Origin of the sequence: Bacteroides sp. HMSC067B03 (genome assembly GCF_001811315.1) — a bacterium.
In the GTDB taxonomy this organism is placed as follows: domain Bacteria; phylum Bacteroidota; class Bacteroidia; order Bacteroidales; family Bacteroidaceae; genus Bacteroides; species Bacteroides faecis.
This window is the reverse complement of the sequence record NZ_KV804308.1, coordinates 4,473-19,039: the sequence shown is the minus strand read 5'-3', so window position 1 is coordinate 19,039 and position 14,567 is coordinate 4,473. Positions and strand designations below refer to the sequence as shown.

The 14,567-nt window shown below is 45.5% G+C and carries 17 protein-coding genes; 11 read left to right on the top strand and 6 right to left on the bottom strand.

Annotation, left to right across the window (positions count from 1 at the left end):
* The 4 genes from traN to HMPREF2794_RS07015 all read left to right on the top strand — a co-directional run.
* Window positions 1-775: conjugative transposon protein TraN (gene traN, locus HMPREF2794_RS07030; protein ID WP_070751241.1), on the top strand; the 775-nt coding region annotated here is incomplete at its 5' end.
* 3 nt (window positions 776-778) lie between these two features.
* A complete protein-coding gene (locus tag HMPREF2794_RS07025) occupies window positions 779-1,360 on the top strand; it encodes a conjugal transfer protein TraO (RefSeq protein ID WP_005785941.1) in 582 nt (193 codons plus the stop codon).
* 13 nt (window positions 1,361-1,373) lie between these two features.
* Window positions 1,374-1,832: a DUF3872 domain-containing protein gene (locus HMPREF2794_RS07020; RefSeq protein WP_004329653.1), complete on the top strand. Its 459-nt coding sequence runs from the start codon at window positions 1,374-1,376 to the stop codon at window positions 1,830-1,832.
* Window positions 1,833-1,844: 12 nt separating this feature from the next.
* On the top strand, window positions 1,845-2,165 hold the full coding sequence (locus HMPREF2794_RS07015) for a hypothetical protein (RefSeq protein WP_004327301.1): 321 nt from the start codon (window positions 1,845-1,847) through the stop codon (window positions 2,163-2,165).
* A gap of 203 nt (window positions 2,166-2,368) precedes the next feature.
* Here HMPREF2794_RS07015 and HMPREF2794_RS07005 read toward each other — a convergent pair whose 3' ends face one another.
* From HMPREF2794_RS07005 to HMPREF2794_RS06985, 6 genes are all read right to left on the bottom strand, one after another.
* Entirely contained in the window at window positions 2,369-2,851 is a 483-nt protein-coding gene (locus HMPREF2794_RS07005) for a DUF7258 domain-containing protein (RefSeq protein WP_070751239.1), read from the bottom strand.
* A gap of 11 nt (window positions 2,852-2,862) precedes the next feature.
* Entirely contained in the window at window positions 2,863-3,084 is a 222-nt protein-coding gene (locus HMPREF2794_RS07000; RefSeq protein WP_070751238.1) for a DUF3873 domain-containing protein, read from the bottom strand.
* Window positions 3,085-3,161: 77 nt separating this feature from the next.
* A complete protein-coding gene (locus HMPREF2794_RS06995; protein ID WP_004329650.1) occupies window positions 3,162-3,695 on the bottom strand; it encodes an antirestriction protein ArdA in 534 nt (177 codons plus the stop codon).
* Window positions 3,696-3,985: 290 nt separating this feature from the next.
* On the bottom strand, window positions 3,986-4,186 hold the full coding sequence (locus HMPREF2794_RS27645; protein ID WP_080597449.1) for a hypothetical protein: 201 nt from the start codon (window positions 4,184-4,186) through the stop codon (window positions 3,986-3,988).
* A gap of 142 nt (window positions 4,187-4,328) precedes the next feature.
* Window positions 4,329-4,859 (bottom strand): ORF6N domain-containing protein, encoded by a 531-nt coding sequence (locus tag HMPREF2794_RS06990; protein ID WP_070751237.1) that lies wholly within the window; start codon window positions 4,857-4,859, stop codon window positions 4,329-4,331.
* A gap of 84 nt (window positions 4,860-4,943) precedes the next feature.
* On the bottom strand, window positions 4,944-6,173 hold the full coding sequence (locus HMPREF2794_RS06985; protein ID WP_008648492.1) for a site-specific integrase: 1,230 nt from the start codon (window positions 6,171-6,173) through the stop codon (window positions 4,944-4,946).
* Between the two features lie 444 nt (window positions 6,174-6,617).
* Here HMPREF2794_RS06985 and HMPREF2794_RS06980 point away from each other — a divergent pair, with 444 nt between their 5' ends.
* From HMPREF2794_RS06980 to HMPREF2794_RS06950, 7 genes are all read left to right on the top strand, one after another.
* Window positions 6,618-7,901, top strand: a complete 1,284-nt coding sequence (locus HMPREF2794_RS06980) for a site-specific integrase (protein ID WP_032945093.1) — start codon at window positions 6,618-6,620, stop codon at window positions 7,899-7,901.
* Between the two features lie 69 nt (window positions 7,902-7,970).
* Window positions 7,971-9,269, top strand: coding sequence for a PDDEXK nuclease domain-containing protein (locus HMPREF2794_RS06975; RefSeq protein ID WP_008155689.1), 1,299 nt, complete (start codon window positions 7,971-7,973; stop codon window positions 9,267-9,269).
* A 5-nt stretch (window positions 9,270-9,274) separates the two neighbouring features.
* Window positions 9,275-10,312, top strand: a complete 1,038-nt coding sequence (locus tag HMPREF2794_RS06970; RefSeq protein ID WP_008155691.1) for a hypothetical protein — start codon at window positions 9,275-9,277, stop codon at window positions 10,310-10,312.
* A 223-nt stretch (window positions 10,313-10,535) separates the two neighbouring features.
* Window positions 10,536-10,844: a DUF3853 family protein gene (locus HMPREF2794_RS06965; RefSeq protein ID WP_080704548.1), complete on the top strand. Its 309-nt coding sequence runs from the start codon at window positions 10,536-10,538 to the stop codon at window positions 10,842-10,844.
* 14 nt (window positions 10,845-10,858) lie between these two features.
* Window positions 10,859-11,935: an AAA family ATPase gene (locus HMPREF2794_RS06960; protein ID WP_008155695.1), complete on the top strand. Its 1,077-nt coding sequence runs from the start codon at window positions 10,859-10,861 to the stop codon at window positions 11,933-11,935.
* Between the two features lie 224 nt (window positions 11,936-12,159).
* Entirely contained in the window at window positions 12,160-13,116 is a 957-nt protein-coding gene (locus HMPREF2794_RS06955) for a toprim domain-containing protein (protein ID WP_008155696.1), read from the top strand.
* A gap of 217 nt (window positions 13,117-13,333) precedes the next feature.
* Window positions 13,334-14,567: mobilization protein (locus HMPREF2794_RS06950; RefSeq protein ID WP_070751236.1), on the top strand; the 1,234-nt coding region annotated here is incomplete at its 3' end.

Below are 14,567 nucleotides of genomic sequence, written 5' to 3'. Positions count from 1 at the left end.
GTTGAGTGCCGAGCCTACGCATATCATCTTCCCCGCCGCCGTCCGCTATGTGGATTTGGGAAGCAACCACATCATAGCGGGCAAGGCGGACGGTGCGGAGAACGTAATCAGGGTGAAAGCCACGACAGAGGGCTTTCCGGGAGAAACGAACTTCTCCGTTATCTGCGAGGACGGCAGTTTCTTTTCGTTCAACGCCAAGTACGCCCGTGAACCGGAAATGCTCAACATCGAAATGAAGGACTTCTTGGAGAATGAAGATACGTCCGACTTCTCGCATACCCGGATGAACATCCATTTCCGGGAACTGGCGGGTGAAAGCCCGCTACTGGTGAAGCTGATAATGCAGAGCATCTACAAGAACAATGACCGGAAAGTGCGCCACTTGGGTAGCAAGCGTTTCGGCATACAGTTCTTAATCAAGGGGATTTACACCTATAACGGGATGCTCTATGTACACACGCAGACAAAGAACAGTTCCAACGTGCCTTTCGACACGGACTTCATCAGGTTTAAGATAACCGATAAAAAAGTGCCCAAACGCACGGTTATTCAGGAAGCGGTACTGGATGCGGTACGCAGCTACAACGAGGTGATAGAGATTGCCGGGAAATCGACCGTGCGCACGGTGTACGCCCTGCCGAAGTTTACCATTCCTGACGACAAGCTGCTGGTCGTGGAACTCTATGAGAAGAACGGCGGGCGGCATCAGACCATACGGGTGGAAAACGCCGACATCGTGAACGCAGAAGTGATTGACGAACTAAAAATCAAATAGGGAATGAAAAGACACATCTTTATAATGATGCTCTTTGCGCTGTGCCTGACCTCGTTTCAGGCACACGCACAAAGATACCTGCCGGGCATGAAAGGCTTGCAGGTCACGGCGGGCATGACGGACGGGGTGCATTGGAACGCCAATACGGATTTTGCCTACCACATCGGGGCGGCGTACAGCGTTTACACCAAGAACGCCAACCGCTGGGTGATTGGCGGGGAATACCTGCACAAGAAGTATGACTACAAGGATATGCAGATACCCGTAGAACAGTTCACCGCAGAGGGCGGCTATTACCTGAAATTCCTATCGGACAGACGAAAGACCTTTTTCCTTTCATTGGGCTTGTCGGCTCTCGCCGGGTACGAAACAAGCAACCGAAGCGAAAAGCTGCTGCCGGACGGCTCTACCTTGCTGGATAAGGACTGCTTCATTTACGGCGGTGCGCTGACGCTGGAACTGGAAACCTACCTGACCGACCGGGTGGCTCTGCTGTTGAACGCAAGGGAACGGGCGTTATTCGGCTCGGACATAGGCAAGTTCCACACGCAGGTATCTTTGGGACTGAAATTCATTATCAACTGACCGCTATATAATAATGTATATGAAGAATGTAATGTATAAAATCATCATGGGCTGCTACATCGTGGCCGCCCTCGTGCTTGTCACCGCCTGTAATGACAACTTGGATATTCAGCAGGCGTACCCGTTCAGCATCGAAACACTGCCAGTACCCAAAAGGCTGAAAGTCGGGGAAACCGCCGAAATACGCTGCCGACTGGTGCGTGGCGGCTATTACCAGCCGACTACCTATCAGATACGGTATTTCCAGCCGGACGGCAAAGGAAAGCTGGAAATGGATAACGGCACGGTGTTCCTGCCCAATGACCTTTACCCGCTGGAGAAAGAAACGTTCAGGCTCTACTACACCTCGGCATCGACCGACCAGCAGACGATTGACATTTATATCATCGACAGCTTCGGGCAGATGCAGCAACTTACACTATCATTCAATAATGACAACAGCGAAGAAGGAACGGAAACAATAACCCCCTAATAACAAAACGACATGGTAAAAATAGAATTGGATATAGAAGGCATCTCGTGGTACATAGAAACCACGTTGGAAACAGATACAGTTCCGGCAGTAGGTGACATCATCATTGTGGACAAGGACTGTATTTCCGAACGTGACAGTGCTGAATTATGGAAAACGCCGTCCAATCAGGTTTTCAAATGGGCGGACGAAGAAGATGATGCGCCCGTAATGGTATGGTTCGATTGCGAAACGGAAATGCTTGTCACTAAGCGGACATGGAAATATGACATCGAGGAAGAAGAAACCGTGTGCATACTTGGTGTAAAATTTATTCACTATGAGGATTTATAGTTGCGACATCCGTTTTTATCATCCTCTTGGGAAACCGGGTATGGAATGATACGCAAAGCGTAAATATCGGGCAGACAGCCCGCCGGGAAGCATCGGCGGGTTGTTTCCATGATAGGGAAAACGAAAGGCTTCTTTGTTACTTTCTTCACCCGCTGGCAGGCTCACGGAAGAAAGTAACGGCGGCAAACAGCCGCCGTTCTCTATCAACTGGTTTTAAGGCTCTTTATGGACGTGTATTTCTCTAACCACACCTTTACCTGCTCCATGTTATATTCGCCCGTGATGATTGCCGTATGGTCGTCTATGGCTACAAACCGGACACTTTCATAGCTGTTTACCCAGCCTTGCAGGGAACAGACGCCCCACGTTTCCACATCTTCAAAAACACTGCGGTCTATCCGGCTGATTGGCTCGCCGAAAACTACCGTCATTATCTGAAAGTCCGGTTTGTCCTCCAACAGTTGCAAATGGTGCAGCGTGCCGAACTCGTCTATTTTGCGCCCCCACGCCCACACATCATTATACAAATCATCGCCCCACTGGTGCGGGTGGTCGAAACGGACTTTTACCTCTATGGTGTGTTCGTTTTCTTCTGTGTCCTCGATAACACCCGTTACCATTAAGCCCGTAAAAATACACTCGCAACGCCTGCCGATAAGCTCCTTGTTTACTTCTGTCGTTTTCATGTCCCTAAAATTTACTTGTTTATTACTCCGTTCTTCTTCGCTACCCATTCGTCACACCTGCGGCGGCACTCGTCCAGCGTTTTGGCTACCGTGCTGAAAAGTTCGCCGTCCGTGTGGCGGTAGTCATATTGATAATAAATTTGTACCCTGAAAGCCCCTAAACGGCATTTCACGAACTTTTCTTCTCCCGGTGTTTGGGTGATGCTTACCCCGTTTTTGTTAAGTGACTGCATGATGTCTTATTTTTTTATGGTTATAAACTTGGTTGTTTTAAGCGGGCAGGGCTTTGACACCCCGCCCGGATTGGTTGTTATGCCGCCCGGAACACAAAGCCGTCATCAAACCAGTAATCGCACATGAACAGGTCACGGGCAAACTGTTTGTAATCGAAATAGGTCTTTGCGAACTCCGGCAGGTCGTAACATTCCTCTACAATTTCATAGGCGAAATCTTCTTCATCGTCATATTCCCCTTGATATTCATCCCGGAAATCACGTACAAGGTCGTCCGCATCTTCCTCGCCCAAATCATGGCTTTTATAGTTGCACCACACGAAAAAGGCTTCCTGCTCGGTGTCGCTCAAATCCTCCACCGCATCACGCAGGGCGAAGAAGTTTTCAGAAATCCAGCTTTCGTCGATTAAGCCCTCCGGCACGTTCTCCCAGTCCTGAAACATGTATTCCGCATCTTCCTCGTCCTTGTGAAGTTCCCGGCAGGCTTCATAAAATTCTTCCTTGTCCGAATAGTCCGAAAGGTCGAGCCATGCGCCGGACAATGAACCGTTGTTGTACTTGGCATAAGTGCCTACATAAACTTTTGCTTCCGATAATACCTTTGCTTCCATATTGCTGTAATTTTTAAGTTTTTAATTTTATGCGGATTTGAGAGGTGAGGGAGTTGAAGTTTCACTGAACTTTTTTCCTGTTTCCCGTAAATCCGACTTTTTTTTTATGCGTCTTCCGGTCGGGTCGGTCGTTTTCGTTTCACATAGGCGTAAAAGGGTAGTGTTTAGAGTTTGCAAGGTTTTGGGCAAAAAATACCTCGCAAGGCAGGGAAGATTTTTTCGCCAAACCGGAACGGCTCGACCTTGCAAAATCGTGAAGAACACGTAACTACCTTTGCCTATTGAAATGATTAAAACGACTGTCCCGGCTGGGGGACTGCGTAAGAGGAAGATTTACAGATAGGGAAACAGGGGAAAAGTGCCTGTTCTCTTTCATCTTTTAGGGAACACTCCATGCGGGCGGGAAAGGCAAGGGTGTTGTGAGCTTGCTTGCAATACGCTTGTGCGGGTTTCCAACGGCTCTTTTCACGGAATACAGTCAGCCATGCCACGCACGGCTGGCGTTTCGGGGAATGTGCCAGTTGGAAAAGGATATAAAAAATGCGGGTAGTCGGTGGACTGCCCGCAAGGTGGAAGAATGTACTTCATTGGGATATAGTTTGTTAGGCGGAATTTCGTTACCGAAATCGTTACCTATTCGTTTTTGTCACGGTTATAGGTAACGAAACCTACCGGACGGCGTTCTTTCTGTTGTTTCGACTGGCTCAAAAGCTGGGTAAGGGCTTGGTACAGTTCGTTGAACTGCGCATCGGTGCTTACCTCCAGTTCCTCGATGCGCCTTGACAGTTCCTCGTAACCGATTGCCATTTGGCGCATGAGGACGAAAGCCCGCATGATTGAAATGTTTACTTCTATGGCTACTTTGGAGCGGAGAACCGAAGAAAGCATGGCTACGCCCTGCTCGGTGAAAGCCATAGGCATAGCAACGCCGAAGTTGTAAGCAGGGGGTATCACATTTTGTGATACCCCTATGGATAACAGCAAGTTAGCTTCCTCTTGGGTGAGTACAAACATAAAATCACCCGGAAAACGCTCGATATTGCGCTTGACCGCCTGCTTCAAGGCTCGTGTTTCCACTTGGTAGAGTTCTGCCAAATGATAATCGAGCATCACCCGGCAACCTCTGACCTCAAAAATCTTGTTTTGGATAATCTGCAAATCCATAATCGTATATTTTAGGAGATTTAGCAATGTTGGAATAATAGTAAGGACTGGTCACAAATTGTGACCAGTTCCCAATAATCAAGATTACATGGCGACTTCCTTGTAAATCTTCTCGATGCCGACAAACTTCTTGTCAAGCCCCTGCATATCGCTGCCTATCTTGCTGTTGGTGATGCGGGCGTAAATTTGCGTAGTTTCTATGTTTGTGTGTCCCAGCATCTTGGACACCGTTTCAATGGGTACGCCCTTTGACAGCGTGGTGGTCGTGGCGAACGTGTGCCGGGCAAGGTGGAACGTCAGGTTCTTTTTAATACCGCATATATCGGCAATCTCTTTCAAGTAGGCGTTTAGCTTCTGATTGCTGATTACGGGAAGTATCTTCCCGTCCGGCAACTTGCCCTTGTACTTCTTCAAAATCATCTTGGGAATATCCAGCAGGGGGACATTCACGTCCGTATTCGTCTTTTGCCGCTTGGTGATTATCCAAAGGTTGCCGTCAAAGGACTTTTGGATATTCTCCTGCCGCAAGTTGGCGACATCGCTGTAAGCCAAACCGCAGAAACAGGAAAAGACGAACAAGTCCCTGACGTGTTCCAGCCGCTCGGAAACCATTTTCTTTTTAAGGATGATTTTTATCTCGTCCTCTGTCAGATAACCCCTGTCCACTTTTTCCAGCCGGATTTTGTAGCTGGCGAACGGGTCGCCCACCAGTATGCCGTTGTTACGGGCAATGATGATGATACGCTTGAAGAACTGCATGAACTTGGCGGTGGTGTTATAGCCGCACTTGCAGGCGGTACGCAAATACAACTCAAAATCGGTAATGAACATCGGGCTTATCTCCTTTATGGATATGTCCGATACATTGTACTTGCTTTGGATAAATTCAGCGAGGTGGCGGCGGGTCACTTCATACTTGCGGTAGGTCGCTATCGTCTTGGATATGCCCACAAGCTGCTTCACATCGTCATTGTGCTTTTGGAACAATGAAAGGATTGTTTCGTGGCTCTCGCTATGACCTAAAAACTCGTTTTTCACTTTCTCGGCGGTCACGTAGTTGTCACGCCGCTGCATTTCGTGGTAAATGGTATTCAGAGAAGAACGTATGTCGTCCAAAAGGGCGTTTATCCTCCCGGCATCCCTGCCTTTGGCTTTGCCCGCAGCAATGCTCCAGTTGTCGGGCTGGATGCTCTGTTTCGTACTGAACTGGCAAAGTTTGCCGTCTATGGTGATGCGTGCCATAATCATAACCTCGCCGTTTTTCTTTTCAGAACCTTTCTTCAAATAAAAAAGAACCTTGAATGTCGATTTCATAACTCAAAATTTTTAGTTGCAAAATTAGTTTTTACCTCTCGTTTTCGAGTTATGCAGACTATGGACTAATATAGTCATTATCAGGTCATTTATGGACAAATCGTTACCGTTTTTGTCCGGCAGGGAATAGGTAACGATTTAGTAACGAAACTTTGTCTTTTACCGTACTTTTGAAGTCTTGGAAGCAGGACTTTCGGGCAATAAAAAAAGCCACAAATCATTGATTTGTAGCTTTTTGTCCGTTTGCTGACCATTTCTGTCCAGCACGTTCAGCGGAGAGACAGGCTCCCGAACCTACGCTTTCAGAAAATATCATAAAATTGCAAATCATTGATAATCACATATTATATACAATGCAGAGTAAATCTAAATCTTTCTAAATGCCTTTTGTTATTTCAATTTTTGGGTGTATATTTGGGTGTAGAATTTCAAACGCACCCAATTATGAATATCAAACGCAACATCATTTTTGCATTGGAGAGCCGGAAGAAGAACGGTGTACCAATCGTAGAGAACGTACCTATCCGTATGCGTGTCATATACGCAAGCCAACGCATCGAATTTACAACAGGCTACCGGATTGACGTAGCCAAATGGGATGCCGACAAACAACGGGTAAAGAACGGATGCACCAACAAGCTGAAACAAAGCGCATCCGAAATCAATGCGGACTTGCTGAAATACTATGCCGAGATTCAAAACGTGTTTAAGGAGTTTGAGGTACAGGAAACCATGCCGACCACCCAACAGCTAAAGGATGCGTTCAATCTGCGGATGAAAGACAACAGTGAAGAACAGCAGGAAGAAGCGCAGATAAGTTTTTGGGAAGTGTTCGATGAGTTTGTAAAAGAGTGTGGCAACCAGAATAATTGGACGGCATCCACCTATGAGAAATTTGCAGCAGTGAGAAACCACCTCAAAGAGTTCAAGGAAGATGTAACCTTTGAATACTTCAACGAGTTCGGGTTAAACGAATATGTCAATTTCTTGCGTGATAAGAAAGACATGAGGAACAGCACCATCGGCAAACAAATGGGATTTCTCAAATGGTTCCTGCGCTGGAGTTTCAAAAAAGGACATCATCAGAACATTGCATACGATACATTCAAACCCAAATTAAAAACCACCTCTAAAAAGGTAATATTCCTGACTTGGGACGAATTGAACAGACTGAAAGATTACCAGATACCGAAAGACAAGCAATATTTGGAACGTGTCAGGGATGTCTTTCTATTCTGTTGCTTCACAAGTCTGCGATACTCGGATGTTCGTAATCTGAAAAGAAGCGATGTGAAACCCGACCACATTGAAGTTACCACAGTCAAAACGGCAGACAGTCTGAATATTGAACTGAACAAATACAGTAAAGCCATACTTGAAAAATACAAGGAAGTCCATTTTGAAAACCACATGGCATTGCCTGTCATCAGCAACCAAAAGATGAACGATTATTTGAAAGAGTTGGGGGAACTCGCTGAAATCAACGAGCCTGTAAGGGAAACCTACTACAAAGGGAATGAGCGTATAGATGAAGTCACCCCAAAATACGCATTGCTAAGCACCCATGCAGGAAGAAGAACATTCATTTGCAATGCGCTGGCTCTCGGTATTCCGGCACAGGTCGTAATGAAATGGACGGGACACAGTGACTATAAAGCCATGAAACCCTACATTGACATAGCGGATGATATTAAGGCAAATGCCATGAACAAGTTTAACCAACTATAAAAGTATCAATCAGTTTCATGGATTATCCGCTATTTGAATTATATTTGCGACAACAATAGACATTGGAACATGGAAAACAACAAAGAACATCATATAGAAAGAACGAACTTTGACGCATTTGTTCATGCTGTCGGTTCGGAAATAGAACAGGCGCAAGTCAGGCTGATTACCGCAGCCAATGCGCAAATGCTGTTCCATTATTGGAAAATAGGAAACTATATCCTGTATCATCAGAACTTACAAGGCTGGGGAAGCAAAATCATCAAGCAACTGGCAAAGGCTATCCGGCTCAATTACCCTGAAAAGAAAGGCTATTCGGAACGTAACCTTACTTATATGTGCCAATTCGCACGGTCATATCCGCTGAACGTGCTACGAAGTTTCATTGATACGGATGCAAGGCTATCTGTTCCAAGCATACAGAAGGTCGCAGATGAAGTCTTGAAACTAAACAACGGACAATTTACGCAAGAACTTACTGCGCAAATACAATCCACTGATAGTCAGTTGTTAGAATTTACGCAAGAACCTCTTGCGCAAATTCAGAATGTTGCCAAAACTGTATCTGCCATTTACCGGATAACGATTGAGGATATAGAAAAATTATTTTTGGCATCCCCTGTTGCCAGAATAAATTGGGCAAGTCATGTAATTATGCTCAATAATTCGCTTCCATTAGGTGTAAAATATTGGTACATGAAACAATCGGTAGAAATGGGTTGGAGCAGCAATGTTCTTAAAATACAAATTGAAACCAACCTATATAACAGACAAATCAGCAACAACAAGGTAAACAATTTTACAGCCACACTTCCAGCACCACAAAGCGACCTTGCCAATTACCTGTTGAAAGACCCGTATATCTTCGATTTGGCAGGAGCGAAAGAAAAGGCAGACGAAAGGGACATAGAGGAACAACTGGTAAAACACGTTACCCGTTATTTGTTGGAAATGGGCAACGGTTTTGCCTTTGTCGCCCGGCAGAAGCATTTTCAAATTGGCAACAGCGATTTCTTTGCCGACTTGATTCTATATTCAATTCCGCTACACGCATACATTGTAGTGGAATTAAAGGCTACTCCATTCAAGCCGGAGTATGCAGGACAACTGAACTTCTACATCAATGTGGTGGATGACAAACTGAGGGGAGAAAATGACAACAAGACTATCGGGCTGTTGCTGTGCAAGGGAAAAGATGAAGTTGTGGCACAATACGCTTTGACAGGCTACGACCAGCCGATAGGTATCAGTGATTACCAGTTGAGCAAGGCTATACCCGAAAATTTGAAATCAGCTTTGCCAAGTGTGGAAGAGGTGGAAGAAGAACTGGCATCTTTCCTTGACAAGGACAATAATCCCCAAAATTGAGGTCTATGGCAGGAGAGATTAACAAACTGATTCCCCTATACGGAGAACTCAACAGGATATATAATGATTGGGTGACCAATTATGCTTTTTCTTTTGACAAGCAAAAATTCATCACCGATTTTTACAGGCAGCACAATGATACAAAGGCTTTTGAATCCGCTATCCTTGAACTGGTACTTGACAAGCATAAAGAACAATACACATTGATTCTCAATAGTTTAAAAATCGAAATAGAAAAGAATATACGGGCTTATGAAACAAAACCGCTGAATGATGACATCATAAAGCGTGTGTGTTTTCACTACGCAGACAGACGTAATTCTGCAATTAGAGACCAGTTGGAGATTACCACCAAGTTGCACGAGCCTTTGAATGACGCATACCACAGATATGATTTCATTGGTTTTCGGGAGCATACGGACGAAGAAGAAATACAGGCAGAAAAGGAATATGAACGCTGCAAGGCTGAATACGACAAGGAAAAGAAGGAATTGGATAAACTCTATGAACTGCAAAAGCAAGACCAGAAAGAGGCTTTTCAATATATCGAAAACCTTTCCAGTGATGTTTACCGCCTAAGCCTTCTTTTCATGGAAGTCCTGAAAAAATACCTTCCTGATGATGTGGAAGAAAAACGACCGGAGGAATCAGTCGAGCAAAATGCGCAAGAAGAAGTACAGAATACACCGGAGGAACAGCATGAATATTTTGACATGAAGCCGCTTTCGCCTATTTATGAAACCTGTGTCGGGGAACAGTTCGAAGCCATTACCATAGCGGACTTCTATGCCAATATAAATCTGTACCCCTGCAAGAACAGATTAAAAATCAAGGCAAGGGAAAAGATACGGGTGTGTTACCTGATATTCCTGATGAGTGAAAAACTATCCAAGCAATACAGGGACGAATGGCGAGACAAGATATTGAAACTACTGGATATTGACGAGAGCTATTACAGATCGAAGTACAAAGAACCCGTTTCCGATTTTCCAAGTGATAGCAACCAGAAATTCGCCAAAGAAATGGAAAGCATATTCAGATAATTCGTGATACATCCTGACATTCCATGAAATTACCACTTTTACCACTCAAATTAATTTTTGAGTGGTATTTTTATTCTCTGATATTCAGATGAATAATAAGACATTCCATTTACATTAACCACATCCTTACCACTTATAACCCTACCTAATTTTGCATCGTTCGAGAACATAGATAACAGCCAGTGCGCAGGGCTGATTGTTTAACGACTAAATAGATTGGACGATGACAAATCTTCAAGAGTTATTATTAAAACCCGTCTGGCAGATGACAGGCGAAGAGTTCATATTCCTAAGCAAGCACGCTTCCAACCAAACGGAAGCGCAACCGCAGCCCATCACGGACATGGAAAGGAAGTATGTGTACGGAATACCGGGCATTGCCAAACTGTTCGGGTGCAGCCTGCCCACCGCCAACCGTATAAAGAAAAGCGGAAAGATTGACAAAGCCATTACGCAAATAGGGCGCAAGATTATCGTTGATGCGGAACTTGCCCTTGAACTGGCCGGAAAGAAAACCGGAGGACGAAAATAACGGGAGGTGTACTTATGGATTATATGAAAGACAACAAGGAAATATCGGCAGAAGAAGCCGTAATCCTTTGGCAAGCCTCACGTTTGAGCCTGTCGAAAAGTTATGAAAAAGCACCGGAGATTCTCAAAGTACATGGTTCCGTCATAGGGACATTGGGGAATTTCAGTGCATCCATCGGCAAAGCCAAGAGCAAAAAGACGTTCAATGTGTCGGCTATCGTAGCCGCCGCATTGAAGAACGGCACAGTGCTGCGATATGTGGCTGAACTTCCGGAAGACAAACGGAAAATCCTTTATGTGGACACGGAACAAAGCCCTTATCATTGCCTGAAAGTCATGAAACGTATTTTGCGGATGGCCGGGCTTCCCGATGACAGGGACAATGAAAATCTTGAATTTCTTGCTTTGAGGAAATACACGCCCGAACAGCGTATCAGGATTGCAGAGCAGGCTATCTACAATACCCCCAACATAGCCCTTGTAATCATAGACGGTATTCGTGATATGGTATATGACATCAACAGCCCCGGCGAATCCACACGCATCATATCCAAACTGATGCAGTGGACGGACGACAGGCAGATACATATCCATACGATACTGCATCAGAACAAAGGGGATGAAAATGCGAGAGGGCATATCGGTACTGAACTGAACAACAAGGCAGAAACCGTACTCCTTGTGGAAAAGGACAAGAACAACGGGGATATAAGTAAAGTATCAGCCATGCACATAAGGGCAATGGACTTCGAGCCTTTCGCATTCCGTATCAACGACAATGCCCTGCCCGAACTTATGGAGGGTTACAAGCCCGAAGCCAAGAAACCGGGAAGGCCGGAAGAGGAAAAGTTTGACCCTTACAGGCACATCACCGAACAACAGCACCGCATCGCACTGGAAGCGGTTTTCGGACTGAAAGAGGAATATGGCTACAAGGAGCTGGAAAATGCCTTAATCAAAAGCTATACGTCAATAGGTGTAAAGCTGAACCATCAAAAGGCGGTACCGCTCATCACCATGCTTCGCAACAAACGGATGATAGTGCAGGAGAACGGCAGGAAATACACGTTCATGCCCGACTTCCACTATTAGCCTGTTGTTTGTAATCGCTTCACTTTATTCTGTGGGTCTATATATTAGGAATAAAGCGAAGCGGTTGCAGGAAGTACAAAACCACTTCACTTTACTACCGTATCCTATATATACGAAAATAAAGTGAAGTGGTTATACAGACCGTACTTCTTAAAATGGTACGGGCGAAAAGAAAAACGAATCAATTTAGCAACCAATTTACCAACTACTAAAACAATCATTTTATGGATATACAGACAGCCAAGCAAATCAGGATAGCAGATTTTCTGCACAGTTTGGGATATTCTCCCGTCAAGCAACAAGGTATCAACCTGTGGTATAAATCACCGTTAAGGGAAGAAGCAGAAGCTTCGTTCAAGATAAATACCGAACGTAACCAATGGTATGACTTCGGTTTGGGCAAAGGTGGCGGTATCATTGAACTGGCTGCACACCTGTATGCTACCGACCATGTACCTTACATTTTAAAACGGATAGCGGAACAGACACCGCATGTGCGCCCGGTATCTTTCTCTTTTGGCAAGCAAAACTCTTCCGAACCGAGTTTCCAACAGTTGGAGATTGTTCCGTTATCGTCCCCTGCCCTGCTTGCCTACTTGCAGGGAAGAGGAATAAATATGGAACTGGCAAAAAGAGAATGTAGTGAAGCCCGTTTCACCCACAATGGCAAACGGTACTTTGCCATCGCCTTTCCCAATGGTTCGGGTGGATTTGAGGTTCGCAACCGCTATTTCAAGGGTTGCATCGCACCCAAGGAAATCTCCCACATCAGGCAGTCGGGGAAAGCAAGGAATACCTGTTATGTGTTCGAGGGATTCATGGACTACCTCTCCTTTCTGACATTGAGACAGGAGAGCTGCCCGAATTATCCGGAGTTGGACGGACAGGACTACATTGTATTGAACTCCGTATCGAATGTAAACAAGGCTCTCTATCCGTTGGGCAGCTACGAACGCATCCACTGCTTTTTTGACAACGACCATGCAGGCATGGAAGCTCTCCGACAAATCCGCAAGGAATACGGCAGAGACCTGTACATCCGTGACGCTTCGCAGACTTACAACGGATGCAAGGACTTGAATGAATACTTGCAGAAACAGGTTGAAAGAAAAAGGCAAGTCCGGTCTGTCAAAGAGACGCGCAGCCAGTCACCGAAAAAGAAGAACGGCTTTCAGTTATAGCCCACTATAACTACACGCTCCGCTTTCGTAGTTGTGGGCTCTCCCGAGGGGATTAGGGCTTTGCCCTAATGACCCACTCAGGGCGTTTCACCCCTGAGAACCCCGAGCAAAGAGTGACCCTCTCTTTGCAATCTCCGCTTATGGGTTACACCCCCTAAGAACCCCTCTGCGGAAGCGAGCAAAGCAATCAATTGTAAACAATAAAAACAGAATAGTTATGGCAACAAAATCAAGCATACATATCAAGCCTTGCAGAATCGCATCGAGCGAGGCGCACAACCGAAGGACTGCCGAGTATATGCGTAATATCGGGGAGTCCAGAATCTATGTCGTTCCCGAACTTTCCACCGATAACGAACAGTGGATAAATCCCGACTTCGGCACTCCCGAACTGCGGACGCACTATGACAACGTCAAACGAATGGTCAAGGAAAAGACCGGACGTGCCATGCAGGAAAAAGAAAGGGAACGCAAGGGAAAGAATGGAAAGACTATCAAGGTGGCGGGATGTTCCCCCATCCGTGAGGGAGTGTTACTCGTCAGACCGGACACCACACTGGCTGACGTGCGTAAATTCGGCGAGGAGTGCCAAAGGCGTTGGGGCATCACACCGCTTCAAATCTTCCTGCACAAGGACGAGGGGCATTGGCTGAGCGGACACCCCGAAGCCGAAGATAGGGAGAGTTTCCAAATAGGCGAAAGATGGTTCAAACCGAATTATCATGCCCATATCGTTTTCGACTGGATGAACCACGAAACCGGAAAAAGCCGAAAACTTAATGATGAAGATATGACCGAAATGCAGAGCTTGGCATCCGACATTCTAATAATGGAACGTGGGCAGTCAAAGGCCGTCACTGGCAAAGAGCATTTAGAGCGAAACGACTTTATCATTGAAAAACAGAAAGCTGAACTGCAACGTATAGAGGAAACCAAACGACACAAGGAGCAACAAATAAGCTTTGCCGAACAGGAGCTGAAACAGGTAAAATCGGAGATACGCACCGACAAGCTCAAAAGTGTAGCCACTGATGCAGCCACCGCCATAGCAAGTGGTGTCGGTTCTCTTTTCGGCAGCGGTAAATTGAAAGATTTGGAACAATCTAACGAGAATTTACGTCATGAAATAGCCAAACGTGACAAGGGTATTGATGAATTAAAAGCCAAGATGCAACAAATGCAGGAACAGCACGGCAAGCAGATTCGTAACCTGCAAGGAATACATAATCAAGAGCTTGAAGCCAAAGACAAGGAAATATCGCGATTGAACACCATTCTTGAAAAAGCATTCAACTGGTTCCCATTGCTCAAAGAGATGTTGAGAATGGAAAAACTATGTTATGCTATCGGATTTACCAAAGACATGGTAAACAGTCTTTTGACCAAAAAAGAATCTATCAGGTGTAATGGTAAAATTTATTCCGAAGAGCATAGACGAAGATTTGAAATCA

Coding starts and splice junctions, on each gene's coding strand:
- HMPREF2794_RS07025 (WP_005785941.1), top strand. CDS start 779: ATGAAAAGACACATCTTTATAATGATGCTCTTTGCGCTGTGCCTGACC.
- HMPREF2794_RS07020 (WP_004329653.1), top strand. CDS start 1,374: ATGTATATGAAGAATGTAATGTATAAAATCATCATGGGCTGCTACATC.
- HMPREF2794_RS07015 (WP_004327301.1), top strand. CDS start 1,845: ATGGTAAAAATAGAATTGGATATAGAAGGCATCTCGTGGTACATAGAA.
- HMPREF2794_RS07005 (WP_070751239.1), bottom strand. CDS start 2,851: ATGAAAACGACAGAAGTAAACAAGGAGCTTATCGGCAGGCGTTGCGAG.
- HMPREF2794_RS07000 (WP_070751238.1), bottom strand. CDS start 3,084: ATGCAGTCACTTAACAAAAACGGGGTAAGCATCACCCAAACACCGGGA.
- HMPREF2794_RS06995 (WP_004329650.1), bottom strand. CDS start 3,695: ATGGAAGCAAAGGTATTATCGGAAGCAAAAGTTTATGTAGGCACTTAT.
- HMPREF2794_RS06990 (WP_070751237.1), bottom strand. CDS start 4,859: ATGGATTTGCAGATTATCCAAAACAAGATTTTTGAGGTCAGAGGTTGC.
- HMPREF2794_RS06985 (WP_008648492.1), bottom strand. CDS start 6,173: ATGAAATCGACATTCAAGGTTCTTTTTTATTTGAAGAAAGGTTCTGAA.
- HMPREF2794_RS06980 (WP_032945093.1), top strand. CDS start 6,618: ATGAATATCAAACGCAACATCATTTTTGCATTGGAGAGCCGGAAGAAG.
- HMPREF2794_RS06975 (WP_008155689.1), top strand. CDS start 7,971: ATGGAAAACAACAAAGAACATCATATAGAAAGAACGAACTTTGACGCA.
- HMPREF2794_RS06970 (WP_008155691.1), top strand. CDS start 9,275: ATGGCAGGAGAGATTAACAAACTGATTCCCCTATACGGAGAACTCAAC.
- HMPREF2794_RS06965 (WP_080704548.1), top strand. CDS start 10,536: ATGACAAATCTTCAAGAGTTATTATTAAAACCCGTCTGGCAGATGACA.
- HMPREF2794_RS06960 (WP_008155695.1), top strand. CDS start 10,859: ATGGATTATATGAAAGACAACAAGGAAATATCGGCAGAAGAAGCCGTA.
- HMPREF2794_RS06955 (WP_008155696.1), top strand. CDS start 12,160: ATGGATATACAGACAGCCAAGCAAATCAGGATAGCAGATTTTCTGCAC.